Genomic DNA, 26,522 nt, shown 5'->3' with positions numbered 1-26,522 from the left:
CCGCGCCTCACGCAACGAAACGATGGGCGTCTCCCGAGAGGGAGGCGCCCATCGTCGTGTCAGCGGGTTCGTGCGCGCGTGTCAGGCGCTCGCTCCCACCCGCTCAGCCGGGTCGGTGCGCGCTCGTCAGGCGTGCGCGGGCGTATTGCGTCCGGATCACCTCACGCGTGTCGCTCGCGAGCTCTGCGTCGATGTCGAGCGGCCACGACGGGCGTTCACCGGTGAGCGCCCACCTCGCCTGCCTGGCGGCGCCGTCGGCGACGTACTCCCCGCGTGCCGGCGCGACGATCGGCACGTCGAAGACCTGGGCGGCGATGCCCTGCACCGCTGGATTCTGCGCCGCACCGCCGATGAGCAGGATGCGGGCCGCGTCGACGCCCTGCCCTCGCACGGCATCGAGGCCGTCGGCGAGGCCGCACAGGAGGCCCTCGATCGCAGCGCGCGCGACCGATGCCCGCGTCGTATTGGCGAACGTGAGACCAGAGAACGAGGCGGTCGCGTCGGGAAGGTTCGGCGTGCGTTCGCCCTCGAAGTACGGCACGAGCACGGCACCGGATGAGCCGGGCACGGCCTCGAGCGCGAGTCGGCCGAGTTCCGCGTGGTCGACTCCGAGCAGGGCGGCCGTGACATCGAGCACGGGCGCCGCGTTCAGGGTGGCGATGAGCGGTAGGCTGCGCCCGGTCGCATCGGCGAACCCGGCGACCGTGCCGGAGGGATCGGCGATGGCGGCATCCGTCACGGCGAAGACCGTGCCGCTCGTGCCGATCGAGACCACGACGTCACCGGCGGATGCATCGAGGCCGAGCGCAGCGGCGGCGTTGTCGCCGGCTCCGGCGCCCACGAGGATGCCGTCGGGCGTGCGTCCCGCGCCCGCGTTCGGGGCGAGTACGCGCGGCAGTACCGGGACGTGCCCGAGCGCACGGGCGACCAGATCCAGGTCGTAGCCGTTCGGGCCCCAGTACGCCGTGCCGCTCGCATCCGAGCGATCGGTCGTGAGCTCGTCCAGCCGGGGCCCGAGCGACGACTCGCCGACCGGACCGAAGCCCCGCAGGCGCCAGGTCAGCCAGTCGTGGGGGAGGGCCACCGCCGCGACGCGAGCCGCGGCATCCGGTTCGGCGTCGCGCAGCCAGCGGAGCTTCGTGGCCGTGAACGACGCGACCGGCACGACGCCTGTGCGCCTGGCGTACTCGCTCGCGCCGACCTCGGCGATGAGGTCGAGCGCCGCCTGGGCGGATCGGGTGTCGTTCCAGAGCAGGGCATCGCGGATGACGCATCCTTCGGCGTCCAGCACGATCATGCCGTGCTGCTGGGCGGCGATCGAGATCGCGGCGACGTCGTCGAGCCCGCCGGCGTCGGCGAACGCGGAGAGCATCGCACCCCACCACGCCGCGGGATCGACCTCGGTGCCGCCCGGGTGGGCCGCGCGACCGGAGCGCACGAGCGCTCCGGTCGCGGCATCCCGAATCACGACCTTGCAGGCCTGCGTCGACGAGTCGACGCCCGCGACGAGCCTGGCACGGTGATCCGCGAGCGGCATCGTCATCGAGCGCCCAGCAGGTGCTCGGTCGCGAGCTGCTGCAGGCGCACGAAGCCGCCGCCCTTGCCGCCGAGGTAGGCCGCTGCGTCGAAGTCCTCGTAGGCCGAGCGGTCGGCGAGGAACTCGTCGTAGGTCTCGCCCTCGTTCAGGGTCGGTGTCGACAGTTCGAAGACCTTCGCGGCCTCGAGCGCCTCCTGCACCTCGGGGTCGGCGCGGAAGGCCGCGGCCCGCTCTTTGAGCAGCAGATAGGTGCGCATGTTCGCGGCGGCGGACTCCCACACGCCCTTCTCGTCCTCGGTGCGCGAGGGCTTGTAGTCGAAGTGGCGCGGGCCCTCGTACGCGGGCACGCCGCCGGGGCCGCCGTTCTCGAGCAGGTCGACGAGCGCGAACGCGTTGTGCAGGTCGCCGTGGCCGAACACGAGGTCCTGGTCGTACTTGATGCCGCGCTGGCCGTTGAGGTCGATGTGGAAGAGCTTGCCGTGGAAGAGCGCCTGGGCGATGCCGGCGGCGAAGTTCAGGCCCGCCATCTGCTCGTGCCCGACCTCGGGGTTGAGGCCCACGAGTTCGGGCCGTTCGAGCGAGTCGATGAACGCGATCGCGTGGCCGAGGGTCGGCAGCAGGATGTCGCCGCGGGGCTCGTTGGGCTTGGGCTCGATGGCGAACCGGATGTCGTAGCCCTTGTCGGTGACGTAGTCGCCGAGGAGGTTCACGGCCTCGCGGTAGCGCTCGAGCGCCTGGCGGATGTCCTTCGCGGAGTCGTACTCGGCGCCCTCGCGGCCGCCCCACATGACGAACGTCTTCGCGCCGAGCTCGGCGCCGAGGTCGAGCTGGCGGAACACCTTGCGCAGCGCGAAGCGTCGCACGTCGCGATCGTTGGCGGTGAAGCCGCCGTCCTTGAAGACGGGGGCCGAGAAGAGGTTGGTGGTGACCATCGGCACGATGAGGCCGGTCGCGTCGAGCGCGCCCTTCAGGCGGTCGATCTGCTTCTGGCGCGCGGCATCGGTCGACCCGAATGCGAACAGGTCGTCGTCGTGGAACGTCAGGCCGTAGGCGCCGAGCTCGTCGAGTTTCTCGACGACGTGCACGACATCGAGGGGCGTGCGGGTCGGGCCGCCGAACGGGTCGGTGCCGTCGTACCCGACCGTCCAGAGGCCGAAGGAGAACTTGTCGTCACGGGAGGGCGCGGTGGCCATGGGTGATCCGCCTTTCAGCGTCATCGGTGATTTGTTGGCATGTACAACATAAACTGGGCGACCCGCCCGCGCAAGTCTTCCGGGTCCGCAACTTTCGCGATTATGATTCGAAACATGAAGACCGAAGTCGCGGGCGACCGAGTGACCCTCGCCGAGATCGCCGAGGAGACGGGTTCGAGCCTCTCGACGATCTCCAAGGTGCTGAACGGCCGTGCCGACGTGTCGAAAGCGACGAGGGAGCGCATCGAGCATGCGCTGCACGAGCGCGGATACGTGCGCCGCGGCGCGGGTCGTTCCGAATCCCGGCCCGAGCTGCTCGAACTGGTCTTCCACGGCCTCGATTCCATCTGGTCGATGGAACTCATCGGCGGCGTCGAAGCCGTGGCGAAGGAGCACGGGCTGAGCGTCGTGCTCACGGTGAGCGGCGACCGGCACGCACCCGACCCCGACTGGATCGACGGCGTCATCCGTCGTCGCCCGGTGGGCGTCGTGCTCGTCTTCTCGGAGATCTCGCCCGAGTATCGCGAACGACTCCGCGCCAGGGGCATCTCCTTCGTGATCGTCGACCCGGCAGGCGACCCGTCGCCCGACGTACCGAGTGTCGGTTCGGCCAACTGGTCGGGCGGCCTCGCTGCGACTCGCCATCTCATCGAGCTCGGGCACCGCCGCATCGCGACGATCACGGGTCCCGAGGACATGATGTGCTCGCTCGCGAGGCTCGACGGGTTCCGCAGCGCCATGAACTCCGCCGGGCTCCCCGTCGATCCGGCATGGGTTCGCTTCGGCACCTTCGAGATCGCGGGCGGTCGAGACCGGGCCCGCGAGCTGCTGGCGCTGCCGACCGATCTCCGCCCGACCGCGATCTTCGCCGGCAGCGACATGCAGGCGCTCGGCACCCTCGATGCCGCGCGCGAAGCCGGGCTCGCCGTTCCGCACGACCTCTCGATCGTCGGCTACGACGACATCTCGCTGGCACCCTGGGTGAGCCCGCCGCTCACCACGGTGCACCAGCCGCTCCGCCGCATGGGCGAGGAGGCCGCCCGACTCGCCATCCGCCTGAGCGATGAACAGCCCGAGACCACCCCGCGCATGGACCTCGCGACGAACCTCGTCGTGCGCGAGAGCACGGCACCGCCGGCCGAGTAGGGACGATCCGCCCGCGACACCGACGATGCTTCCTCGGCGAGGGCGTCGCCGGGGTCACGGATGCCGATGAACGGCGCCCCTCGGGAAGGCGAAGCCCCAACCGTCGGCGAGACGCTCCATCACGACCGTCTCCACTGCGGCGAGGGTGCCGGCCCGGTCGCCACCGCCGTCGTGCAGGAGCACGATCTCGCCGGGCCTCATCGCCGCACGCAGGTTCGACGTGAGCGTCGCGACATCCTGCGTCGCCCAATCGTCGATCGTGTTCACGACGGCGAGCGGCTGCATGCCGAGCTCGACCGCGACCCGCTGGGTGGCACCCCAACTGCCGTTGGGCGCCCGCCAGAACGGCACCGGCTGGTTCACGTCGCCGAGCGCCTCGCGGATGATCGCGAGGTTCGCGATGAGATCGGCCCGCACCTCTGCTGCCGGCCACGAGCCCATGTCGGCGAAGCTCGTCGAGTGGTTGCCGAGCACGTGGCCCTCGGCGACGATCCGCTGGAGGATCGCCGCGCCGCCCGGTGCGGTGACGTTGCGGCCGATGACGCAGAACACCGCCTTCACGTCGTGCTCGGCGAGGAAGTCCAGCAGCGCGGGCGTCGCATCCGGGCTCGGGCCGTCGTCGAAGGTGAGGGCGGAGACGTCGCCGGAGTCGTTCGCGTGGTCCACGGGAGTGGTGACGGGGTCGATCGCCCCGCCGGGGACGACCTCCGGACCCCGTCCGGTCATGCGGGTTCGGCCGTGTGCACGAGGCTCAGCAGGTCGAAGTCGGCCCAGGCCGCGCCTGCTGCGCCGTGCTCATCGGTGCCGGGAGCGCCGATCGCGAACGCCCCGCCCACGACGCCGGCGAATCCTGTTCCTCCGCCCGTGCTCGGGCTGAGGGGAGAGAGGTCGGCGGAGCCGACGTCGATGCGCCGCTCGTCGTGCTCGAGCCGGGCGATCGCCGCGAAGCCGTCGATCTCCAGGACGAGGCCGACTCGTCCCCCCGGCACCTCCGCGCGACCGAGCACCCAGTCCTCGCCGTCGACATGGAGCACGAGCTCCACGACGCGGCCGCTGCCACGCGCGCGCACGCCGAACGTCAGGTGGCGGTGCTCGGAGAGGCGCAGCGCGAGGCCGGCGAGCATGCCGGGCGGCGCGGCATCCGGCACCTCGACCACCGTCGCGAGGGTCGCCGTCGGCTGCTCGAGGCGGAAGCCCGCGAACGCGTGCGGGGCGAGTTCCGCGAGGCTGCCGGACACGGCGTGCAGACGGAGGTGTCCGGGCCGTTCGCCGAGCTGCACCCTCGGTGAGCCGACGGCGGTGCGCACCGTGAGCAGTTCGGGATGCGGAGCGAGCCCGTCGAAGTCGTCGACGAGCATCGTCGGCCCGGCGGCCGGGCCCTCGGCCCACGGGACGTCGACCTCGGCGCGCAGGCGACCCTCGCCGGGCGCGAACACCGGCCACCCGTCCTCGAAGACCACAGGGACGAGCCATGTCTCGCGGCCCTGCAGGGCGTCGGCGCGCGTGACATCGGCGTTCGGGTCGCCGATGGGAAGACGCCGGGTGGCGAGCGCGGTCGCCCACCAGCCGCCGCGGCCGTCGTCGACGAGGTCCGCGTGCCCGACGTTCGCGACCCCGACTCCGCCGCCGAGATGACGGTGGGTGAGCAGCGGGTTCGCCTTCGAGCCCGTGAACGGGCCCGTCGGGCCTGCGCCACAAGCCGCGCTGACCGCGTGGTGGCGATCGGTGCCGCCCTCGCTCGCGAGGAGCAGCACCTCGCCGTCGAGGCGGTAGAGGTGCGGACCCTCCGCCCAGACGGCGCCCTCGACGGCGCCGTGCCACACGACGTGCTCCTCGCCGACGAGCGTCATGGTCGCGAGATCGAGCTCCCGCACCCACACCTCGGTCTGGTCGTGCCATTCGCCGGGCTCGGCGAGCCGGGTGCCGCACCACCAGGCCCGACCGTCGTCGTCGAAGAGCAGGGACGGGTCGATGCCGGCTGCCTCCTCGATCCACGCCGGGTCGGACCAGGGGCCGGCCGGATCGGTCGCGGTGACGACGAAGTTGCCCTGCCGGCCTTCCCCGCCGACGAGCGTGCACACGACGAAGAAGCGGCCGTCGTGGTGGCGGATCGTCGGCGCGAAGAGGCCCCCCGACGCCGCCACCGTCGACAGGTCGAGCTGCTCCTCGCGGTGCACGACGTGTCCGATCAGTTCCCATTCGACGAGATCACGGGAACGGTGCACTGGCAGGCCCGGGAAGTACTCGAACGTCGAGGTCACCACGAAGAACTCGTCGCCCACTCGGCAGATGCTCGGATCGGGATGGAAGCCCGGCAGCACCGGATTGCGCGCCGCGGTCACGGCGAATCCGTGCCGATGCGCTCGGCGGTCCAGACGGGGTGGAGCGCTCGCGTCTGGTCGACCACGCGCACCGGCCCCGAGAGCTCGACCGCCGCGGTCAGGGCCAGGTCGCCGCTCGAATGCCCGAAGCCGAGCACGAGCGCTCCCGGCTCGACGATGCGGAGGCCGTCGCGACCGGTGAACGAGGCGAGGTCGGCAGGCACCTCGACCCCCAGCCGTACGGATGCCCCGGGCTCGAGTTCGACGCGCTCGAACCCGATGAGCCGCTGCAGCGGTCGCACGACGGAGGCCACGGGATCATGCAGGTACAACTGCACGATCTCGGCACCCGTGCGGTCGCCGGTGTTCTCGATCGTGAGCGACATCCGGAAGCTGGCGGCGGTCGTCGACTCGGTCTCGTCGATGACGAGGTCGCTCCACGCGAACGGGGCATAGCCGAGGCCGTGGCCGAACGGATACCTGGCCGTCGGGTCGATGTTCGACACCTCGCTGCGCCGCGCGAGCGTCGACGCGAGATAGGTCGACGGCTGCGCACCCGGCGTGGCCGGCACGCTCACGGGGAGCCGGCCGCTCGGATTGACCCGGCCCGAGAGGATCGCGGCGAGGGCCCGTGTGCCCTCCTCGCCCGGGAAGAACGCCTGCACGATGCCGGCGGCGCGCTCCGGCGCCGTGCCGAGCACGTACGGGCGACCGGCGAGGAGCGTGAGCACGGTCGGCGTTCCGGCGTCGAGGACGGCCTCGAGCAGGGCGCCCTGAGCGCCCGGAAGGTCGAGGGTCTCCGCATCGCAGCCCTCGCCGCTCGTGCCGCGGCCGAAGAGGCCGGCGCGGTCGCCGAGGGCGAGCACCACGACGTCGGCGGATGCCGCGAGCTCGGCGGCCTCGGCGAAGCCGTCGGTCTCGCCGCCGACGATCGAGGTTCCCGCCGCGAGGGCGATCTCGGCACCGGGGAACTCCTCGCGGAGTGCCTCGACGAGGGTGGGGAGCTCGATGCCCAGCCCGCTCTCGGGGTGGTGGACGCCGACGTGCGTCGGGAAGCCGTAGCATCCGAGGACGGCGAGGGGGTCGTCGGCCGTCGGCCCGATGACGGCGATCCGGGTCGGCGCCGCGAGCGGCAGCGTTCCGTCGTTGTGCAGCAGCACGATCGCCTGCTCCGCGATCCGGCGCGCGAGGTCGCGGTTCTCGGGGGAGTCCAGGTCGACGGACCCTTTCGTCCCGGTCGAGACCGCGTGCTCGGCCGGCTCGTCGAGGAGGCCGAGCTCGACCTTCTGCACGAGGACGCGGAGCAGCGCCCGGTCGATGACCGACTCGGCGACGCGTCCGCCCTCGACGGCGGCGATGAGCGGCTCGCCGAAGGCGTGCACGGTCGGCAGTTCGACGTCGATGCCGGCCTCGAGCGCGGCGACCGCAGCGTCGCCGAGGTCGCCCGAGGTGCCGTGCAGCGTCTGGAGGAAGGCGACCGAGAAGTAGTCGGCGACCACGGTGCCGTCGAAGCCCCAGGTCTCGCGCAGGAGTCCGGTGAGCAGGTCGCGGTCGGCCGCGGTCGGCACGCCGTCGAGGTCGGTGTACGCGTTCATCACCGAACGCGGCGCCGCCTCGCGCACGACCATCTCGAACGGCGGCAACAGCACGTCGGCGAGTTCCCGCGCGCCGACCGAGACGGGCGCCAGGTTGCGGCCGGCTCGCGAGGCCGAGTATCCGACGAAGTGCTTGAGCGTCGCCACGATGCCGGATGCCTCGAGCCCGCGCACGTACGACGTGCCGACACTGCCCACGAGGTACGGGTCCTCGCCGATCGTCTCCTCGACCCGGCCCCATCGTGCGTCGCGCACGACGTCGAGCACTGGCGCGAGGCCCTGGTGCACGCCGACCGAGCGCATGTCGGCGCCGATCCGGCGTGCCATCTGCTCGATGAGCCCCGGGTCGAACGTGGCTCCCCACGAGAGTGGCACGGGGTAGGCCGTGGCACCGTACGCGGCGAAGCCGGCGAGGCACTCCTCGTGCACGAGCGCCTGGATGCCGAACCTGCTCGATGCCGCGATACGCTCCTGCAGCCGTGCGAGCGACTGCGCTCCGAGTGCGGCATCGACCGGTGCCGTGCCGAAGGGGCGGGTGATCTGGCCGAGGCCCCGGGGAAGCAGGGCGTCGAGGTCCACCGTGCCGGTCATCTCGTGCTGGTGCGGGGCGACGTCCGCGCCGTCGTCGGAGGCGCCGATCCAGATTCCGTAGAGCTGGGCGACCTTCTCCTCGAGGGTGAGCACGGCGATGAGCGCGCGCGCTCGCTCGTCGGCGGGCAGCGAGCGGTCGCGCCACGGCTCATCGGCGGCGATGGGGGAGGTGGTCGGCGGCTCGGTCGCCGCGGCGGGTCGGGTCGTGGTGTTCGTCATCCTGGCATCCGTGTTCGTGGTGTCGTTCGTGGCGTGGGTCGTTGCATCCGTCGTCGTCGGCTCGGTCATCCCTTGACCGCTCCCGTGAGGCCGCCGACGATGCGCCGCTCGAAGATGCTGAAGAACACGAGCGCGGGGATCATCGACAGCGACGTGAACGCGAGCACCTTGGCCGTGTCGACGGAATACTGGGACGCGAACGCCTGCACGCCGAGCGGCAGGGTGAACGCGGCCTCGTTGTTCAGGATGAACAGGGGGAGGATGTAGCTGTTCCAGCTCGAGATGAACGCGAGGATGCCGACCGTGATCACGCCCGGCAGTGCCAGCGGTACCACCATCCGCCAGAAGAAGCCGAGACGCGAGGCTCCGTCGATCGATGCCGCCTCCTCGATCTCGTCGGGGATGGCCCGCAGGAACGGCACGAGGATGATGATCGTCGTCGGCAGGGCGAACGCGATCTGCGGCAGGATGATGCCGCCGAGGGAGTTCATGAGGCCGAGGTTGCGCACCACGAGGTACAGCGGGGTGATCGCCACCGTCATCGGGAACATGAGTCCCGCCGCGAACATCGCGTAGAGCAGGCCGCGGGCCTTGAAGCGGTAGCGCGCGAGCACGTAGCTCGCCATGAGTCCGAGCGCGACGACGCCCACAGTGGTCACGACCGCGGCGACCGTGGAATTCAGCACCTCGCCCCAGAAGGTGCTGCTGACGAGCACGTCGGCGTAATTCGTGAACACCCAGGGCGACGGCAGTGCCGACGGGTCCGTCGTGATCTGCGAGTTCGTGCGGAAGCCGCCGATGATGATGTACGCGATCGGCGCGAGCATGAGCGAGATCACGACGATGCCGACGAAGTAGATGGCGGGGCTGCCCCAGGGCAGCTTGCCGGACTGGCGCGGCCGCGGAGGCCGGGGCAGGGCGATCGATGCGGTCATCGGTCCGTCCGTTCGGTGAGGGCGCCGGCGGTATCGCGGCGGAGAACGTAGCGCTGGTAGACGAGGGCGACGACGAGCGAGATGAGGAAGAGCACGACGGCGACGGCGTTGCCGTAGCCGTAGTTGCCCGCGTTGCGCCCGTTCGCCACCATGTAGGTCGCCATGGTCGAGGTGCCGGCCGTCGAGGCGACGTACTGGCCCCAGATGATGTAGACGAGGTCGAACAGCTGCAGCGAGCCGATGATCGACAGGAACGCCCAGATGCGCAGGGTCGGGCCGAGCAGCGGCAGCGTGATGCGGCGCTGGATCTGCCAGTAGGAGGCGCCGTCGATCTGCGCCGCCTCGGTGAGCTCCTGCGGGATGCCCTGGAGGCCCGCCAGGAAGAGGATGACGGCGAATCCGATGTACTTCCAGGTGATGATGCCGAGGAGGGTCCACATGGCGATGCCCGGGTCGGCGAGCCAGTCCTGGGTGAAGGCACCGAGTCCGATCTTCTCGAGGAGCCCGTTCAGGGCGCCCTCGCTCTGGAGCATGAGGCTCCAGCCCGTGCCGACGACGACTTCGGCGATCACGTACGGCGCGAAGATGAGCACGCGGATCACGGACTGCCCGCGCATCGGGCGGTTCAGGAGGAGGGCGAGGAGGAGCGCCGCCGGGCCCTGCAGCACGAGGGACATCACGACGATGATCGCGTTGTGCGCGACCGCCTCGTGGAACGTGGGGTCCTGGAAGATCGTGACGTAGTTCTGCAGGCCGACGAAGTCGGTCGGCGGCCCGAAGCCCTTCCACCGGAAGAAGCCGTAGTAGCCGGCCATGACGACCGGGAAGATGACGAAGGCCAGGAAGATGAGGAGCGCCGGGCCCACGAGCACGGCGATCTCGATGGTCTTGCGGAGGTCTCGGCGGGGGCGACGTCGGGCGCCGGGCGACGTCGCGACGACCCGGCCGGCGGCCGGAGACGGCGAGCCGCCTCCGGCCGCGACGTCGTCCGCGTCGACTCGTCCCGCGACGGGAGAGTTGGTGCGAACGCTCATGGTGAGTTCGGCCTCAGCCCTTCTTGATCGCGTCGTCGACCGCGTCGACGATGCCCTGGGCGGAGCCCTTGCCGGCGAGCAGGTCGACGACGCCGACGTTCAGCGCGTTGCCGACGTTCTGGCCGAGGAGCGTGTCGAGCCAGACCGAGACGTACGGGGCCTCGTTCACGGCGGCGAGCACCTCCTGCAGGGCGGGGTCGGTCACGACGCCCTGGGCGTCCTTGTTGGCGGGCAGGGTCACGAACGCGTTCGCGTAGCCCTCCTGGTACTCCTTCTGCGAGGCGAACTCGAGGAACTCGCCGCACTCCTTGGGAGCATCGACGTAGCAGGAGAAGCCGTCGACGCCGCCCATGAGCGCACCGGCTTCGCCGTCGCCGCCGTCGACCTCGGGGAAGGGGAACCAGCCGAGGTCGGGCAGGGGCTTCTCATCGGGCGTGAGCGAGGCGATCACTCCCGGGTCCCAGGCGCCCATGAGCTCCATCGCGGCCTTGTGGTTCGCGACGAGGCCGGCGGAGGAGCCGGCGCCCTGCTGGGCGGTCGTGGTCAGGAAGCCCTGGTTGAACGGCTCGATGCCCGCGAACTCCTCGAGGTCCTCACCGGCGCGGAGCCAGCATTCGTCGGAGAAGCTGGGGTCCTCGGTCAGGCCCGTGATGACGTCCTGGCCGCACTCGCGGAGGGCGAAGAAGTAGTACCAGTGAGCGGCGGGCCAGGCGTCCTTCGCGCCGAGCGCGATGGGATCGATGCCGGCGGCCTTCAACTTGTCGACGGCCTCGCCGAGCTCGTCGAACGTGGTCGGCGTCTCGGTGATGCCGGCCTGTGCGAACAGGTCCTTGCTGTAGTAGATGCCGCCCGGCAGCACCGAGGACGGCACGCCGTAGAGCTTGTCGTCGACCGTGAACGCCGAGAGCGCGCCCTCGCCGAGGGCGGTCTTCGTCTCGTCGGAGAGCGCGGCGCTGAGGTCCTGCGCCTGACCGGCCTCGACGACTGCCGCGAGCTTGCCGCCGCCGCGCGCCATGAAGATGTCGGGTGCGTCGCCGGAGTTGAGGGCGGTCTGGAGCTTGCCGTCCATGTCCTCGTTCTGGATCGCCTGGATGTCGATCGTGACGCCCGGGTTCTCCTCCTCGAAGGCGGCTGCGGTCGCCTCCCAGTAGGCCTTGCCGTCACCGGTGGTGGAGTTGTGCCAGAACGTCAGGGACACGTCCCCGTCGCCCGATTCCTCGCCGCCGGCGCTGCACCCCGCCAGCGCCCCCACGGCAAGTGCCGCGGCGGCGCCGATGGCGGTGAACCTGCCGATGCCTCGTGTGTTCATCGTTGAACCTCTCGAAAGTTTCGGCCTCAACGCCGAAAGTGATCTGGACACCGGAACTCTAGCCCGGAGCGGATTTGCCGTCAAGCGCAACAAATTATGCGCGTCGACCGTCGGCCCGCGGCTCCGAGAACATAGAGTGGGCGAGTGGCAGACCGAACCGGCACGTTCGACGGCGTGCATCGTCGAAACCTCTCGAAACTTCTCGTGCTGGCGCATCTCGAAGGACCGCTCTCGCGTGCCCGGCTCACGGCGGAGACCGGCCTGAACCGCTCCACGGTCGCCTCGCTCGCCTCCGAGCTCGCCGACCTCGGTCTCGTCGAGGAGCGGGCGCCCGACCCGACGAACCGGGTGGGGCGGCCGTCGCCGGTCGTCGCGGCGCACCCCTCGGTGCAGGCGATCGTGGTCAACCCCGAGGTCGACGCCGTGACCATCGCCGCGGTCGGACTGAACGCGCGGATCGTGGTGCGCGAGCGCCTCGAGGTCGACCACCTCGTGACACCCGCAGAGACGGCGGACCTCGTTGCCGGCGTCCTGGCCCGATGGCGGACGACCGAGTTGCGCGACGCCCGCATCGTCGGGGTCGGCCTCGCCGTGCCCGGCCAGGTGCGTTCCGACGACGGACTCGTGCGCTGGGCGCCGCACCTCGAGTGGACGGATGCCCCGGTGCGGGAGCTCGTCGAGTCGGCCACGGGCCTGCCCGCCGGCGTCGCGAACGATGCGAGCCTCGGTGCTCGGGCCGAACACCTCTTCGGCGCCGGGCGGGGAGTCGACGACCTCGTCTACCTCAACGGCGGTGCGAGCGGCATCGGCGGCGGGCTGGTGGTCGGAGGTCGTCTCGTCAGCGGCACGCGGGGGTACGCCGGAGAGTTCGGCCAGAACCGTCCGGGCATCGCGAGGCAGGACGATCGCCGCGTGCCCGACGGCGTGCTGGAGGACGAGGTGAGTCGTGCCCGCCTGCTGCAGGTCGTCGGACTCACGCACGCCGACGAGCCGACGCTCGCCGCCGCGATCGCGGCGTCCGGCGGTCTCGCCGTCGCCGAAGAGCTCGCCAGGCAGCAGCGCATCCTCGCGACCGCGCTCGGCAACGCCGTCAACGTGCTGAACCCGTCGCTCATCGTGCTCGGGGGGTTCCTCGCCACGCTCGCTACGCACGATGCAGCGGCGCTCGAGGCGGCGGTCGCGGCGCAATGCCTGCCGGTGGCGAGCGAGGGACTCGACATCAGGGTCGCCGAGCTCGGCGAGAACCGGTTGCTCATCGGCGCCGCTGAACTCGCCTTCGCGCGGCTCCTGGCGGATCCGCTCGCGGACTGAGGCTCGGCGCGCGCCGGACGCCTCGGAAGGGCCCGCCCAGCCGGTCCCGCGATCCGTACATGAAACCGAATGCGACTCGGAGTTGCCTCGGGGCAACCGACCTGGGCTACAATCGAACCCTGTCGAATCGATTCGAGCCGCGCGAAGGCCGAATCCCACCCGGCGGTGTCCCACGGAACGCCGCCGCCCAGTCTCCCGGCGCCCGAGGGCGTGCGCCGCCGCATCCGAGCACGCCTGGAACGCACATGTCCTCAACCAGCTCCATCCCGATCATCCGCCCCGACGACACCAGGTCGACCCCCGTCGTCGGCGTGCACCCGGGCGACCGGCTGACCAGTCGGCAACGACTCGTCTACGTGCTCGTGCTCGGCGCGCTCACCGCCCTCGGCCCGTTCACGATCGACCTGTACCTGCCGGCCTTCCCGGTGCTGCAGGACGAGCTCGGCGTCTCGGCGTCGGCCGTGCAGCTGACGCTCACGGGCACCATGATCGGGTTCGGCCTCGGCCAGCTCATCGTCGGACCGTGGAGCGACAAGGTCGGACGGCGCCTCCCGCTCATCCTCGCGACGGCGCTGCACATCGCGGCATCCCTCGCGGCCGCCTTCGCTCCCGACATCGTCTGGCTCTCGGTCTTCCGCCTGCTGCAGGGCTTCGGCGCCGCGGCCGGCGGCGTCGTCGCGATGGCGATGGTGCGCGACCTCTTCGGCGGCAAGCCCCTCGTGCGCATGCTGTCGCGTCTCGCGCTCGTGAACGGGCTCGCTCCCGTGCTCGCCCCGGTCATCGGCTCCCAGCTCCTCCAGGTCATGGACTGGCGCGGCATCTTCGTCGTGCTCGCGGTGTACGGTGCGGTCGTCGTCGTGGCAGTCGCGTTCTTCATCGTCGAGACCCTGCCGCCGTCGCGCCGCGGGATCTCGGGCCACTCGACCCTGCGCGATCGCTACGCCGCGCTCTTCCGCGATCGCGTCTACCTCGGCGCTGCCATCATCGGCGGCATGACGTTCACCGGCCTGTTCGGGTACCTCTCGACCTCGTCGTTCCTCTTCCAGGAGGTCTACTCCTTCAACGCGCAGGAGTACGGGTTGCTCTTCGCCGTGAACTCGGTCGGCGTCATCGTCGGCGTGCAGGTCAGCTCGCGACTCATGCGCGGCTCCGTGCAGCCGCAGTGGATCCTCGCGGGCACGACGGTCGTGCACCTCGCGATGGCCGCGACGATCATGGCGCTCGACGCCTCCGGCGCCGGATTCTGGGGCACCGCGGTCCCGCTCTGGTTCTACATCCTCGCGTGCGGCTTCGCGTTCCCCGCGGTGCAGGTGCTCGCGCTTGCCCACCACGGCGCCGAGGCCGGCACGGCGGCGTCACTGCTCGGGGCGCTGAACTTCGGCCTCGCCGGTGCCATTTCGCCGCTCATCGGCCTCATGGGCGTCGGCAGCGCCGTGCCCATGGCGTTCGTGATGCTGCTCGCGGGCGTCGTGGCGATCGCGGCCCTGTGGCTGCTCGTGCGTCCGAAGACGGTGCCGCCGCTGAGCGACTGACGGCGCGCGGCATCCGTCGGCGAAATCGGCGGCGACCTCACGCGGATGCCGCGGGCCCGACGGTAGCGTGGGGGAATGAGCCTCGAGCCGGTGGAGACGTCAGCGACCCCGGCGAGGGCCTCTCGTCTCCTCCCGATCATCGCCGGAGTGTCGGCGCTCCTCCTCTCGGGCCTCATCGGCATGCTGGTCATGTCATCGTCTGGCGACAACCGATTCGCGATCGATGAGGCGTGGGCCGAGTTCATGGTGAGCGTCCGCACGCCGTTCGGTGAGTGGTTCTCCTACGTCATGAACGCGGTGGGCGGCGGCGTCATCGGCGTGTTCATCGTGCCGGTCGGAGCGGCGATCGTGCTGCTCATCGTCCGGAGGCCGTGGGGTGCGCTCTACTTCATCGTCGCGTCGGCGGCGAGCGCAGGCGTCGTGCAGGTGCTGAAGCACCTCTTCGGCCGGGTGCGACCTGAGGACATGATCGTCGTCTCCGATTTCGGCTCCTTCCCATCGGGCCACGTCGCCAACGCGGCGACGATCGCGGTCGTCATCGGCGTAATCGTGCCACGTGCCTGGGTCTGGGTGGTCGGCGCGGTCTACACCGCGCTGATGGCGTTCAGTCGCACCTACCTCGGTGCGCACTGGCTGACGGACACACTCGGCGGGGCACTCGCCGGGGCGGGAGTGGCGCTCCTCCTCTGGGCAGCGCTCGCCGGTCCGCTCGAGCGCGAACGAGTGGCCTGGGGCGAGCGGCGTCGCGCACTCGCGGCCTGAGCACCCGAGCGCGACCGCATGGCCTGCGGCGGTCAGGCGTGCGGTGCGATCACCGGCGCCGATTCGCGCTCGACGATGCGGAACTCGGCGAGCTGCAGCTCGGGCGCCGGTTCGGGTGATGCCTCCGTCGCGGCGATGCGCGCGAGGAGGGTCTCGACGGCAGTGCGCGGGGTGCGCCGCCCGCGCGAGGCGGTGCACCCGGTGCGGGCGGGTGGCACGGGCAGGGGATACGCTCGCACTCTGACGATGAGGGGAACCGCGTGACCGCGACATCCGCAGGCACCAACTGGGCCGGCAACCTGAGCTACCGCGCGTCGCGCGTCGTGCGACCGACCTCGATCGACGAGCTTCGCGAGGTGCTCGCAGGCGATGGGCCGTTCCGCGTGCTCGGCTCGCGGCACAGCTTCAACGACATCGCCGACACCGAGGGCACGCTCATCGAGACGGCTGGGCTGCCGGTGACGATCGACGCCTCGAGCGCACCGGGCGCTGTGCGCATCACCGGGAGCCCCCGCTACGGCGAGCTCGCCTCGGCGCTGCACGCTCGCGGACTCGCGCTCGGCAACCTCGCCTCGCTGCCGCACATCTCGGTGGCCGGCGCCGTCGCGACCGGCACGCACGGCTCGGGCGACCGCATCGGCTCGCTCGCGAGCGCCGTGCGCGCCATCGCGTTCATCACGGCGACCGGCGAGTCACGCACCCTCGAACGCGGCGACGCCGACTTCGCGGGCACCGTCGTGAACCTCGGCGCCCTCGGCGTCGTCACCGCGCTCGAGCTCGACGTCGAGCCGACGTACGACGTCGCGCAGACCGTCTACGAGCGTCCCGCGTGGAGCGCCGTGCTCGCCGAGTACGACGCCGTCACCGCGCTCGGTTCGAGCGTCAGCATCTTCACGACGTGGGCGAACACCTACCGCGCCGACCAGCTGTGGGTCAAGCGGCGGCTGCCGGTCGAGACGGATGCCGCGGCATCCGCTGCACTCATCGCCCGGCTCGGTGCGACGGAGGCGACGGCGCCGCGCCACCCGTTGCCCACCATGGCCGCCGATGCCTGCACGGCGCAGCTCGGCGAGCCAGGGCCGTGGCACGAGCGCCTGCCCCACTTCCGGCTCGATTTCACGCCCTCGGCCGGAGAGGAGCTGCAGTCGGAGTACCTGGTGCCCCGCTCCGACGCCGTCGCCGCACTCGAGGCGATGCGCGGTCTCGCCGCGCAGATCGCCCCGCTGCTGCAGGTGTGCGAAGTGAGATCGGTGCGCGGCGACGACCTGTGGCTGAGCCCGGCCCACGGCACCGACGTCGTGGGAATCCACTTCACATGGAAGCGGGAGCAGGCCGCCGTCGAGTCGCTGCTCCCGACGATCGAAGCGGCGCTGCCCGCAACGGCCAGGCCGCACTGGGGCAAGGTCTTCACCCTCGACTCCGATGAGGTGCGACGGCGCTACCCGCGCTGGGCGGACTTCGCTGCACTTCGGGAGCGGTTCGACCCCGAGGGACGATTCCGCAATGCGTACACGGCGCGGCTCGGGCTCTGAGGCGAGGCGACGCAGCCGCTGACGTCGGTGCGTCGCTCCTTCGTCAGCTGCCGGCCGGCGGCACCGTCTTGCGCATCACGGTCTTGCTCTTCCCGATGTGACGCTCGAACGCGAACCCCGCCTGCTCGAACATGGCCCTCGTGCCGTTGTGCAGGAACGAGGACGACGTCTTCTTGCCGGGGACGAGCTCGTTGGGGAACGAGACCACCTCGCCCCCGCCGGCCTGCGCGATCAGCTCGAGTGCGCCGTCCAGCGCCTCTCGTGCCACTCCGGAACGCCGGTGATCGCGGTCGACGAAGAAGCACGTGATGCGCCACGGCGCCGGGCTGGCCTCGCCCGCGTCGTACTGCTTGCGGTGGTAGATGTTCGGCAGTTCGACCGGGCTGCCGTACTCGCACCACGCGATCGCGTCGTCGCCGTCGAACACGAGCGCGGCATGCGCGACGCCCTCCGCAACGAGGCGCTGCTTGAACGTCGGCCGGTCGTGCTCGTCTTTGACGGTGCGCTCCGTGTCGTCGTGGAAGTACGAGCAGTAGCACCCGCCCCAGACCCCGTTGTGCTTCTGAGCGAGCGCGAGCCACGCCGGAAAGGTCTCGGGCGTGAGCGGTTCGATCCGGTGCGTCGTGACGCGATCCATGCGGTCATCCTGCCAGCATCGCCGAGCGATGTCACGGGTCTCATCGCCGGCCCGAAGATGCTCGGTGCGCCGCGGCCGCCAGCTGATGAGTCACCTCGCTGGATGGTCGCCCCCGGCGAGTTGATCGAGCGCGTGTTCGAGCACCTCGCCGAGCAGCTCGAGGCCGTCGCGGACCCCGCCCGCAGAGCCGGGGAGGTTCACGATGAGCGTCGACCCAGAGACACCCGCCAGCCCGCGCGAGAGCAGGGCGGTCGGGGTCGTCGCCGCACCGCGACGACGCAGTTCTTCCATGAAGCCCGGCAGCTCGCGATCGAGGAGCGGAGCCGTGGCCTCGGGTGTGCCGTCGCTCGGGGAGACCCCGGTGCCGCCCGTCGTGACGACGACCGACGGGTGGCCGGCCAGTGCCCGCTGCAGCGCGTCGGCGACGGGCAGGCCGTCGGCGACCACCTCGGGCCCGACGACGTCGAAGCCGCGCTCGGCCAGCCATCCGGTGATGACCGGGCCGGTTCCGTCGACCGCGACGCCAGCCGCGGCTCGCGTCGAGGCGACGATGACGACGGCGGTGCGCGGCATCCGCTCGGTCGCGGTCATTCGCGCGACCAGTCGCCGCTCTTGCCGCCCGCCTTCGCGAGCACCATCACATCGGTGATGACGGCGCGATTGTCGACGGCCTTGATCATGTCGTAGAGGGTGAGTGCCGAGACGGACGCCGCGGTGAGCGCCTCCATCTCGACGCCGGTGACGCCCTTCGTGGTGACCGTTGCGACGATGCGCACGCGGTCGCCCTCTGGCGTGATGTCGACGTCGAGCTTCGTGAGCGGCAGCGGGTGGCAGAGGGGGATGAGCGTCGAGGTCTGCTTCGCCGCCATGATGCCGGCGATGCGCGCCGTGCCGATCGCCTCGCCCTTCGGCAGGCTGCCGTCGGCGATGGCGTCGACCACCTCGGTCCGCGTGACGAGCACGGCCTGTGCGCTCGCCGTGCGCCGGGTGACCGCCTTGTCGGTGACGTCGACCATGTGCGCGGACCCGTCGCCGCGCAAGTGGGTCAGTCGTGGTTCAGTCATCGATCCTCCAGACGTCGACGTGGGCTCCGGCCGGCAGGTCGCCGACTCCCACGGGCAGGTGCACGAGCACGGTGGCGTTCGCGTAGGCGTGGAGCAGGTGCGAACTCGGCGCCCCGACCTCGACGTCGCCGTCGCCGTCGAGCACGCCGCGACGCACCTGGTGCTTGTCGAGGGGCGACGTCACGTCGTGCGCGAGCCGCAAACGCGCCCGCGCTCGGTCGGGAGCGAGCCCGGCGAGCTCCCGCAGCACCGGACGCAGGAACAACTCGAACGAGACGAGTGCGCTGACCGGGTTGCCGGGGAAGGACACCACGGGAATCTCGATGGGAGCTCCACCACCGTCGGGGTCGATCGCCGCGATGCCGAGGCCCTGCGGCCCGCCCGGCTGGATCGCGACCTTGACGAACTCGACGCCGAGCGGCGCGAGCGCCTCGCGCACCACCTCGAACGCGCCGGCGCTGACACCGCCCGTGGTCACCACGAAGTCGGCTGGGCCGGCTGCTCCGGACGGGGCCACCCGAACGGATGCCGCGACCGCGGCCCGCACGGACGCAGCGTCGTCGGGCGCGAGCGCTTCGGAGACCTCCACGCCGCACTCGCGCAGGGCGGCGCCGATCATCGCGGTGTTCGCGTCATGGATCTGGCCGGGGCGGAGCGGCTGCCCCGGAGGTCGCAGTTCGTGTCCGGTCGAGAGGAGGAGCACGCGGAGGGGTCGCCGCACGAGCACGTCGGTGACGCCGGCGGCGGCGAGCGAACCGAGCTGCGCGGGGCCCAGCCGGGTGCCGGCGGAGAGTAGCAGGGAGCCCGCGCCGATGTCGCTGCCGGCACGGCGGATGAACGTGCCCGGTTCGACGGCGGAGGTGAAGCCGACGACGGAGCCGGTGGGGGAGTCGTGGCGACCCGAGCCGAGGCCGAGGAAGGCCGGCGGGTCGACGGCCTCGATCGGCACGACGGCATCGGCGCCCTGCGGGATCGCCGCTCCGGTCATCACGGGAGAGGCGGTGCCCGGTTCCAGCGCGACGGGAGCATCACCGGCGGCGCTCGTGCGGCCGACGTCGAGGCGCACCGGCGCGCCCGGTCGGGCGCTCGCGAGTTCGGCGGAACGGACGGCGTAGCCGTCCATCTGGGAGTTGTCGAAGCCCGGCAGGTCGACGGGGGAGCGCACGTCCTCGGCGAGGACCCGTCCGCGGGCGGAACCGGCCGAGAGTTCGAGCCGCTCGGAGCCGGTCGCACCGAGACGGGACGCGAGCGGATCGAGCAGTGCGTGCACCGCACGTTGGTGTTCGACGTAGCTGCGCATGCGGACCTCGGCTCTCTGCGGTCGGTTCTGCGGTCTCTCGAGTTTCGAGGAGCACCGGCGTGTGGTCGGGTGCTCAGCCGCCGGCGAATGGCGGGAGGATGTCGACGGCTTCGCCGATGGGTGTCGCCGGATCGCGCTGCACGGTGCCGTCGACGAGGAAGGAACCGCTCTGGAGGACCCGCTGCATGTCGGCACCGTATCGTGCCGCCAGCTCGTCGCGGAGGGTGCCGACCGTGGCGTCGCCGTCGACCTCGAGGCGCTCCTCTTCGACGCCTGCCGCCTCGGCGGCCGCAGCGAAGTACCGCACCGTCACCATCGTCATGTGCACGATGCTACCCGAGCGCGGAACCGCGAATCCGTCACGCGGAAACCTCGCGCGTAGACTTGCGGGCATGACCGAGCCGCTCGTCGAACCCGGGCCAGCGCTGCCTCCGGCGCGACTCGCGCGCTTCAGTCGGCAGCTCATGCTCCCGGGCTTCGGCGAGCTCGCCCAACGGCGGCTGCAGGCGGCCCGGGTACTCGTGGTCGGCGCAGGCGGCCTCGGCAGTGCGGTCGTGCCCGCGCTCGCCGGATCGGGCGTCGGCACGATCGGCATCGCGGACTTCGACACGGTCGAACTCAGCAACCTGCCGCGCCAGCTCAGCCACGGCGTGGCCGACCTCGGCCGCAGCAAGGTCGACTCGCTCGCCGAGACGGTCGCCGCGAGCGACCCCGAGTGCCGCGTCGTGCGCCATCACGAGCGTCTGACCTCGGCGAACCTGCCCGGCATCCTCGACGAGTACGACCTCGTGGTCGACGGCAGCGACAACTTCCCGACCCGCTACCTGACGAACGATGCCGCGCATCTTGCGGGAAAGCCGCTCGTCTGGGGAGCGATCCTGCGGTACCACGGTCAGGTCGGGATCGCCTGGCGCGGCCATGGCCCGGGGTACCGCGACCTGTTCCCGGTGCCGCCCGCTCCGGGGGAGGTGCCGTCGTGCGAGCTCGGTGGCGTGCTGCCGAGCCTGTGCCTCGTCATCGGCGCGCTCATGGCGACCGAGGTCGTGAAGCTCGTCACCGGTGTCGGTCGACCGCTCCTCGGACGTGTCGTGAGCTATGACGCGCTCTCGGCTCGCACGCGCGAGATCCCGTACTCGGTCATCGCCGACGCCGACGAGATCACCTCGCTCATCGACTACGAACTGTTCTGCGGGGTCGATGGCGCGAGCGCCGCGGATGCCGCCGCCGACGGCACCCTCGCGGTCGCGCCGATCTCGGCGGCCGAGGTGCTGCAGCGCATCCGTGCGGACCAGCCGCTCAGGCTCGTCGACGTGCGCGAGCCGTCCGAAGCGGCGCTGCGACGCATTGACGGCAGCACCCTGCTGCCGTTGGCCGAATTGCTGGGCGGCGCCGAACCGCCACCGGGCGACGGCCCGATCGTCGTGTACTGCGAGGTCGGCATCAGGTCGCAGCGCGCCGCGCGTGAGCTGCGGCGGCGCGGTCACGCCGAGGTGAGCTCGCTCGACGGCGGTATCGAACGCTTCGCCGCCGTGGCCGACGACCTCATCGCGCGCTGAGCGGCTGACCTCGGAGGCGGAGGGTTAGGATCACGGGGTGATCGAACCGTACGCCGTCGTCTCCGACCGACCGCTCGACGAGGCCGCCGTCCGGCGAGCCGTCGAGTCAGATGCCAGCGGCGCCGTGGTCATGTTCTGCGGCGTCGTGCGAGACCACGACGGCGGGCGGGGTGTGCGGTCGCTCGACTACCGGGCGCACCCCGAGGCCGAGCGGTTCCTCGCCGACTGCGTGCGCCGCATCGCCGAGGAGACGGGCTTCGCCGTCGCCGCGGCGCATCGCGTCGGCGACCTCGCGATCGGCGACGTCGCGCTCTTCGCGGCTGCCGGCGCCGGTCATCGAGCGCAGGCATTCGACGCGTGCGAACGGCTCGTCGAGCTCATCAAGCAGGAGGTGCCGATCTGGAAGCGCCAGCACTTCGACGACGGCGTCTCGGAGTGGGTCGGCCTCTGACGACGGGCGCTCAGCCGCCGATGTAGCTCATCTCGATCTTGCTGCGTTCCGCACGCAGTTCGGGGGTGAGGGTCGCGCGGATCTCGGAGTACCGGTCGTCGCGAGCGCCCCAGATCGACGCCATCGCCGCGGCGAGCCCGTCGTCGTCCACACCGCTGCGCAGCAGCGCGCGCAGGTCATGGCCCTCGCTCGCGAAGAGGCACGTGAACAGCTTGCCCTCGGTCGAGATGCGGGCCCGGTTGCAGGTGCCGCAGAAGGCGTTCGTCACGCTCGAGATCACGCCGATCTCGCCGCCGCCGTCGAGGTAGCGCCAGCGCGCCGCCGTCTCGCCCGGTGCCGCTGCAGCGACGGGCTCCAGCGGGAGTTCGGCGCCGATGCGCTGCACGATCTCGGCCGACGAGACGACCTCGTCGAGCTGCCAGCCGTTGGACGTGCCGACATCCATGTACTCGATGAAGCGGAGCGAGAACGGCGAACCGTGGAATCGCCTGGCCATCGGCAGGATCTCGTGGTCGTTGAGCCCGCGCTTGACGACCATGTTGATCTTGATGGGGCCGAGGCCGGCGGCGTGCGCGGCGTCGATGCCGTCGAGCACGCGCGAGACCGGAAACCGCACGTCGTTCATCGACTGGAACAGCTCGTCGTCGAGCGAGTCGAGCGAGACGGTGACGCGGGTGAGCCCGGCGGCCTTCAGCGCGTCAGCCTTGACCGCGAGCGCCGAACCGTTGGTCGTGAGCGCGATCTCGAGCGGGCGGCCGTCGGGGGTGCGCAATGCGGCCAGCTGTTCGACGAGGCCCTCGAGGCCACGGCGCAGCAGTGGCTCGCCGCCCGTCAGTCGCAACTTCTCGACGCCGTGCGCCGCCGCGATGCGCGAGATGCGGGTGATCTCCTCGAAGCTCAGCAGCTCGTCGCGGTCGAGGAACGCGTAGTCGCGACCGAACACCGCCTTGGGCATGCAGTAGACGCACCGGAAGTTGCATCGGTCGGTGATCGAGATGCGCAGATCTCGCATCGGGCGATCGAGCCGGTCAGTGATCGAGCCCTGCGAGCTGCCCGTCGAGGGCAGCCGGCGCACGCCGATCGTCGCGCCCGCCGTCGCGACGCGGGGCGCCGAGACGGGAACGGCCGTGTCCGTCATCGAGTCACCCCCTGTTCGTGGAAGCCACCGTAACACCGGCTCAGGCGTGCTCGCGCACCGAGATCTCCGCCGCCGCGACGATGAACGCGAGTCGCGCACCCGGACGGAGCTCGAGGGCGACTGCCGCAGCGCCGGGCAGGTCGACCGCGAGTCCGGGATGTTCCTCGGTCGTCAACCGCACCCCTCCGGGGGCGGGCTGCAGCAGCGAGACGGTGCCGATCCAGCGGTTCGCCACTGGGCTGTCGGATGCCGCGGCGCCAGCTTCACCGAGCGGCGAGACGTGCACGGCCGCCGGGCTGAACACGGCCGAGGCGGGTGCGCCCGCCGCGGCGGAGCCGGCCGGATCGCCCCCGTCACCGAGGTGCTCGGCCGGCACGAGTCGCAGGAGCGAACCGTCGGCGCCCGAGACGGCGACGCCGCCGGATCCGGTCGCGACGCCGGTCGCGAGGTTCACGCCCGCGAGTGCCGCGACGAACGGGGTCGCGGGGTGACCGAGCACCTCGGCCACCGGACCGAGCTGCGCGATCCGTCCGTCGTGCAGGATTGCCGCGCGCTGCGCGAGCACGATCGCGTCGAGCGGGTCGTGCGTCACGAGGATCGTCGGGGTCGCCGTCTGGGCGCACAGCTCGCCGATGAGGCGTCGCATGGTCGCGGCGGTGGGCACGTCGAGTGCCGCGAACGGTTCGTCGAGCAGCAGCAGCTCGGGCCGGGCGGCGAGGGTCCGGGCGATCGCCACCCGCTGCTGCTGCCCGCCCGAGAGCTCGGCGGGGCGCCGACGCGAGAGCTCGGCGGCGCCGACGCGCTCGAGCCAGGTCATCGCGTCGAGCCGCGCCGCCGATCGGCCGCGCCCCTGTGCTCGTGGCCCGAAGGCGACGTTCTCGAGCACGTCGAGGTGGCGGAACAGCAGCGGTTCCTGACCGAGCAGCCCGACCCTGCGTTCGGCCACCGGGAGGTCGATCGCCGCCCCTGCGCCGCCGTCGCGCCGTGCCAGTTCGCGATCGCCGAGCCGCACGAGACCCTCGGCGGGCGCCAGGTGACCTGCGATCGTCGCGAGCAGCGTCGACTTGCCCGAGCCGTTCGGCCCGAGCACGGCGAGCAGCTCGCCGCGCTCGACCCGCAGGGAGGCCTCGACCCGGAAGGCGCCGCGCTCGCTCGCGAACTCCGCGACGAGGGCCCCGGATGCCTCGACACCCGTCATCGCGGCGCGTCCTCTCGCCAGCCGCGCATCACGAGCAGCACCGCGATCGCCACGGCGACGAGCATGAGCGAGAGCGCGATCGCCGTGTCCTCGCTGACCCCGGCGCCGTTGAACGCCGTGTAGATCGCCAGCGGCATCGTGCGCGTCACCCCGGCGGTGTTGCCCGCGAACAACGCCGTCGCACCGAACTCGCCGAGCGCCCGGGCGAAGCAGAGCACGGTTCCGGCGAGCACCCCAGGCCCGACGAGCGGCAGGGTGAGGCGCCGGAACACGGTCAACGGGCTCGCACCGAGCCCTGCGCCGACGGCTTCGAAACGGGTGCCGACCGCACGCAGCGACCCCTCGACCGAGATCACGAGGAACGGCAGCGCCACGAACACCTGTGCGATCACGACCGCCGCCGTCGTGAACGGCAGCCGCACGCCGAGCAGGGCGAGGCTCTCCCCGAAGAGGCCGGTTCGTCCGAGCAGGGCGAGCAGCGCGATGCCGCCGACGAGCGGCGGCAACACGAGCGGCAGGGTGACGAGGGCTCGAAGCACCGCCGCCGTTCGTCGGCCGGCGCGGGCGATGACGAGCGCGAGCGGAATGCCGAGGAGCAGGCAGCAGACAGTGGCGACGCCGGCGGTCGCGAGCGACAGCGAGAGCGCCTGGACCGCGGCGGGCGAGGTGACGGCCTCCGGGACGGCGCTCCAGTCGAGCCGCAGGAGGAGCGCGACCATCGGCAGCGCGAGCACGGCGATGCCGATGGCAGCGGGCACGACGAGCAGACCCGGGACCGGGCTCACCCGGCGACCGCCTCCCGTCCCGCGTCGCGTCGCCGCGACCGGAGTCGCCTCGGTCACGGTGCGCCGAAGCCGAAGGACTCGAGTATCGCCGCGCCGTCGGGGGAGGTGACGAACTCGGCGAAGGCCGCGGCCGCTTCGGGGTTCGGTGCGCCGGCGAGCGCGGCGATCGGGTACCGGTTCACCGCGGCATCCGCACCGTCGATCGCAACGCCTTCGACCTCGTCGCCGGCTGCGGCGATGTCGGTGACGTACACGAGCCCGGCGTCGGCCTCGCCGGCGCGCACCTTCGTGAGCACCGCGGTCACGTTCTGCTCCTCGCTCGCCGGGGTCACCTGCACGCCGGCCTCCTCGAACAGCGTCGTCGCCGCGGCACCGCAGGGGACCGCGGGCGCGCACACGATGACGAGCGGGGCCGGGGCCGCGTCATCTGCCAGGTCGTCGAGTCCCTCGATGCCGAGCGGGTTGCCCGGGGCCACCGCGATCTCGAGCGCGTTGGTCGCGAAGACCTCCGGCTCGCCGTCGACGAGGCCTTCCTCCGCGACCCGGTCGAGGTTCTTCTCGTCGGCCGATGCGAACACGTCGGCGCGTGCGCCCTCGATCAACTGGGTCGCGAGCACGGACGAACCGTCGTAGGTGATCGGTAGCACGTCGAGTGAGGGATGCAGGTGCTCGAAGCGCGCGGCCAGTTCGTCGAATGCGTTGCCGAGCGATGCCGCGGCGAAGACGGTGAGTTCGCCGTCGAGCGGGGAGACGGCGTCGCTCGATCCGCTCGCAGGCGCGGGGGTGGCCGACGCGGCATCCGTCGCCCCTCTCTCCGAGGTGCAAGCCGTCAGGACGACGGCGAGCGAGATGGCACCGAGCGCGAGGGCGGCAGCGGTGCACGCACGGTTCACGAGTGCTCCTGCTCGGTCTCGACGACGACCATCGTCGCCTTCACGATCGCGACACCGCGCGAGCCGACCTCGAGTCGGAGTTCGCGTGCCGCCTCGGACGACATGAGCGAGACGACCCGGTGCGGGCCGCACTGCAGCTCGACCTGGGCCATGAGGCCGTCGAGCTCGACACGGGTGACGAGTCCGACGAATCGATTGCGCGCGCTTCGGCGCACGGTCGACCGGTCGTCACCCGCAGCCGCGATCGCCTGGGCGCGCGCGGCGAGCTCGACGCCGGGCACCACCTGACGGCCGGCAGCGTCCCTTGAGACGCTCAGCACGCCGTCGCCGACCCACCTGCGCACGGTGTCGTCGCTCACGCCGACGAGCTCGGCGGCTTCACTGATCCGATATTGCGTCATGAACTGCACAATACTTCCGCATCTGCGGAGTGGCAACCGCGGTTTCCACAAATCGGAATCTCAATTCCAAAAACCTGTGGAC

The 26,522-nt window shown here is 71.4% G+C and carries 26 protein-coding genes; 7 read left to right on the top strand and 19 right to left on the bottom strand.

The genetic code is table 11. The features are described 5' to 3' along the window. Positions 1-103: 103 nt before the first annotated feature. Together ASD23_RS11425 and xylA are read right to left on the bottom strand one after the other, a co-directional pair. The gene (locus ASD23_RS11425; RefSeq protein WP_056010412.1) at positions 104-1,537 is read right to left on the bottom strand and encodes an FGGY family carbohydrate kinase; all 1,434 of its coding nucleotides are present in this window, start codon (positions 1,535-1,537) and stop codon (positions 104-106) included. Positions 1,538-1,539: 2 nt separating this feature from the next. Next, on the bottom strand, positions 1,540-2,730 hold the full coding sequence (gene xylA / locus ASD23_RS11420) for a xylose isomerase (RefSeq protein ID WP_056010409.1): 1,191 nt from the start codon (positions 2,728-2,730) through the stop codon (positions 1,540-1,542). 114 nt (positions 2,731-2,844) lie between these two features. On the opposite strand from xylA, the gene ASD23_RS11415 reads away from it, so the two are divergent. Continuing rightward, on the top strand, positions 2,845-3,876 hold the full coding sequence (locus ASD23_RS11415; RefSeq protein WP_200941710.1) for a LacI family DNA-binding transcriptional regulator: 1,032 nt from the start codon (positions 2,845-2,847) through the stop codon (positions 3,874-3,876). A 54-nt stretch (positions 3,877-3,930) separates the two neighbouring features. Here ASD23_RS11415 and ASD23_RS11410 read toward each other — a convergent pair whose 3' ends face one another. From ASD23_RS11410 to ASD23_RS11385, 6 genes are all read right to left on the bottom strand, one after another. Next, the gene (locus ASD23_RS11410) at positions 3,931-4,602 is read right to left on the bottom strand and encodes a polysaccharide deacetylase family protein (RefSeq protein WP_056010403.1); all 672 of its coding nucleotides are present in this window, start codon (positions 4,600-4,602) and stop codon (positions 3,931-3,933) included. Next, positions 4,599-6,218, bottom strand: coding sequence for a glycoside hydrolase family 43 protein (locus ASD23_RS11405; protein ID WP_056010399.1), 1,620 nt, complete (start codon positions 6,216-6,218; stop codon positions 4,599-4,601). Before ASD23_RS11405 ends, ASD23_RS11410 begins: the two co-directional genes overlap by 4 nt. Then, positions 6,215-8,602: a beta-glucosidase family protein gene (locus ASD23_RS11400; protein WP_056013047.1), complete on the bottom strand. Its 2,388-nt coding sequence runs from the start codon at positions 8,600-8,602 to the stop codon at positions 6,215-6,217. Before ASD23_RS11400 ends, ASD23_RS11405 begins: the two co-directional genes overlap by 4 nt. A 65-nt stretch (positions 8,603-8,667) precedes the next feature. After that, entirely contained in the window at positions 8,668-9,537 is an 870-nt protein-coding gene (locus ASD23_RS11395; protein ID WP_056010396.1) for a carbohydrate ABC transporter permease, read from the bottom strand. Further along, positions 9,534-10,571, bottom strand: coding sequence for a carbohydrate ABC transporter permease (locus ASD23_RS11390; RefSeq protein WP_056010393.1), 1,038 nt, complete (start codon positions 10,569-10,571; stop codon positions 9,534-9,536). Before ASD23_RS11390 ends, ASD23_RS11395 begins: the two co-directional genes overlap by 4 nt. A 13-nt stretch (positions 10,572-10,584) precedes the next feature. Further along, complete coding sequence (locus ASD23_RS11385) at positions 10,585-11,880, bottom strand: extracellular solute-binding protein (protein WP_056010390.1); 1,296 nt, start codon at positions 11,878-11,880, stop codon at positions 10,585-10,587. A gap of 144 nt (positions 11,881-12,024) precedes the next feature. Between ASD23_RS11385 and ASD23_RS11380 the strand changes: the two genes are divergently transcribed. The 3 genes from ASD23_RS11380 (at position 12,025) to ASD23_RS11370 (ending at position 15,485) form a co-directional block, all read left to right on the top strand. Next, on the top strand, positions 12,025-13,191 hold the full coding sequence (locus ASD23_RS11380; RefSeq protein ID WP_056010387.1) for an ROK family transcriptional regulator: 1,167 nt from the start codon (positions 12,025-12,027) through the stop codon (positions 13,189-13,191). A 245-nt stretch (positions 13,192-13,436) separates the two neighbouring features. After that, on the top strand, positions 13,437-14,723 hold the full coding sequence (locus tag ASD23_RS11375; RefSeq protein WP_082571386.1) for a multidrug effflux MFS transporter: 1,287 nt from the start codon (positions 13,437-13,439) through the stop codon (positions 14,721-14,723). A gap of 75 nt (positions 14,724-14,798) precedes the next feature. Then, positions 14,799-15,485, top strand: a complete 687-nt coding sequence (locus tag ASD23_RS11370) for a phosphatase PAP2 family protein (RefSeq protein WP_056010384.1) — start codon at positions 14,799-14,801, stop codon at positions 15,483-15,485. A gap of 32 nt (positions 15,486-15,517) precedes the next feature. Here the strand turns inward: ASD23_RS11370 and ASD23_RS11365 are convergent, their stop codons facing one another. Next, positions 15,518-15,703 carry a hypothetical protein gene (locus ASD23_RS11365; protein ID WP_157377070.1) on the bottom strand — a complete coding sequence of 62 codons (186 nt, stop codon included), beginning with the start codon at positions 15,701-15,703 and terminating at the stop codon, positions 15,518-15,520. Positions 15,704-15,745: 42 nt separating this feature from the next. Here ASD23_RS11365 and ASD23_RS11360 point away from each other — a divergent pair, with 42 nt between their 5' ends. Beyond that, complete coding sequence (locus ASD23_RS11360; protein WP_056010375.1) at positions 15,746-17,017, top strand: D-arabinono-1,4-lactone oxidase; 1,272 nt, start codon at positions 15,746-15,748, stop codon at positions 17,015-17,017. A gap of 43 nt (positions 17,018-17,060) precedes the next feature. Here ASD23_RS11360 and ASD23_RS11355 read toward each other — a convergent pair whose 3' ends face one another. The 5 genes from ASD23_RS11355 to ASD23_RS11335 form a co-directional block, all read right to left on the bottom strand. Next, positions 17,061-17,654 (bottom strand): GNAT family N-acetyltransferase, encoded by a 594-nt coding sequence (locus tag ASD23_RS11355; protein ID WP_056010373.1) that lies wholly within the window; start codon positions 17,652-17,654, stop codon positions 17,061-17,063. Positions 17,655-17,744: 90 nt separating this feature from the next. Next, positions 17,745-18,245 (bottom strand): MogA/MoaB family molybdenum cofactor biosynthesis protein, encoded by a 501-nt coding sequence (locus tag ASD23_RS11350; protein WP_200941709.1) that lies wholly within the window; start codon positions 18,243-18,245, stop codon positions 17,745-17,747. After that, positions 18,242-18,718 carry a cyclic pyranopterin monophosphate synthase MoaC gene (gene moaC / locus ASD23_RS11345; protein WP_056010371.1) on the bottom strand — a complete coding sequence of 159 codons (477 nt, stop codon included), beginning with the start codon at positions 18,716-18,718 and terminating at the stop codon, positions 18,242-18,244. The genes ASD23_RS11350 and moaC overlap by 4 nt, the downstream gene beginning before the upstream one ends. Then, entirely contained in the window at positions 18,711-20,018 is a 1,308-nt protein-coding gene (locus tag ASD23_RS11340; protein ID WP_056010369.1) for a molybdopterin molybdotransferase MoeA, read from the bottom strand. Before ASD23_RS11340 ends, moaC begins: the two co-directional genes overlap by 8 nt. Before the next feature lie 73 nt (positions 20,019-20,091). Continuing rightward, positions 20,092-20,340: a MoaD/ThiS family protein gene (locus ASD23_RS11335; RefSeq protein ID WP_056010367.1), complete on the bottom strand. Its 249-nt coding sequence runs from the start codon at positions 20,338-20,340 to the stop codon at positions 20,092-20,094. Positions 20,341-20,410: 70 nt separating this feature from the next. Between ASD23_RS11335 and ASD23_RS11330 the strand changes: the two genes are divergently transcribed. Next, on the top strand, positions 20,411-21,574 hold the full coding sequence (locus tag ASD23_RS11330; protein ID WP_056010365.1) for a ThiF family adenylyltransferase: 1,164 nt from the start codon (positions 20,411-20,413) through the stop codon (positions 21,572-21,574). A gap of 37 nt (positions 21,575-21,611) precedes the next feature. Continuing rightward, on the top strand, positions 21,612-22,025 hold the full coding sequence (locus ASD23_RS11325) for a molybdenum cofactor biosynthesis protein MoaE (protein WP_056010363.1): 414 nt from the start codon (positions 21,612-21,614) through the stop codon (positions 22,023-22,025). Positions 22,026-22,035: 10 nt separating this feature from the next. Here the strand turns inward: ASD23_RS11325 and moaA are convergent, their stop codons facing one another. From moaA to ASD23_RS11300, 5 genes are read right to left on the bottom strand one after another with little or no spacing between them, the layout of a single operon-like run. After that, entirely contained in the window at positions 22,036-23,163 is a 1,128-nt protein-coding gene (gene moaA / locus ASD23_RS11320; RefSeq protein WP_056010361.1) for a GTP 3',8-cyclase MoaA, read from the bottom strand. Positions 23,164-23,203: 40 nt separating this feature from the next. After that, positions 23,204-24,361: a sulfate/molybdate ABC transporter ATP-binding protein gene (locus tag ASD23_RS11315; protein ID WP_056010359.1), complete on the bottom strand. Its 1,158-nt coding sequence runs from the start codon at positions 24,359-24,361 to the stop codon at positions 23,204-23,206. Beyond that, positions 24,358-25,146, bottom strand: a complete 789-nt coding sequence (locus ASD23_RS11310) for an ABC transporter permease (protein WP_056013038.1) — start codon at positions 25,144-25,146, stop codon at positions 24,358-24,360. The genes ASD23_RS11315 and ASD23_RS11310 overlap by 4 nt, the downstream gene beginning before the upstream one ends. Positions 25,147-25,199: 53 nt before the next feature. Further along, positions 25,200-26,039 (bottom strand): molybdate ABC transporter substrate-binding protein, encoded by an 840-nt coding sequence (modA, locus tag ASD23_RS11305; RefSeq protein WP_056010357.1) that lies wholly within the window; start codon positions 26,037-26,039, stop codon positions 25,200-25,202. Further along, positions 26,036-26,440 carry a TOBE domain-containing protein gene (locus ASD23_RS11300; protein ID WP_056013036.1) on the bottom strand — a complete coding sequence of 135 codons (405 nt, stop codon included), beginning with the start codon at positions 26,438-26,440 and terminating at the stop codon, positions 26,036-26,038. Before ASD23_RS11300 ends, modA begins: the two co-directional genes overlap by 4 nt. Positions 26,441-26,522 lie beyond the last annotated feature (82 nt).

This window comes from Agromyces sp. Root1464 (genome assembly GCF_001427265.1).
Lineage (GTDB): Bacteria > Actinomycetota > Actinomycetes > Actinomycetales > Microbacteriaceae > Agromyces > Agromyces fucosus.
The sequence above is the reverse complement of the archived record's forward strand: the minus strand, read 5'-3'. Positions and strand labels throughout refer to the sequence as shown.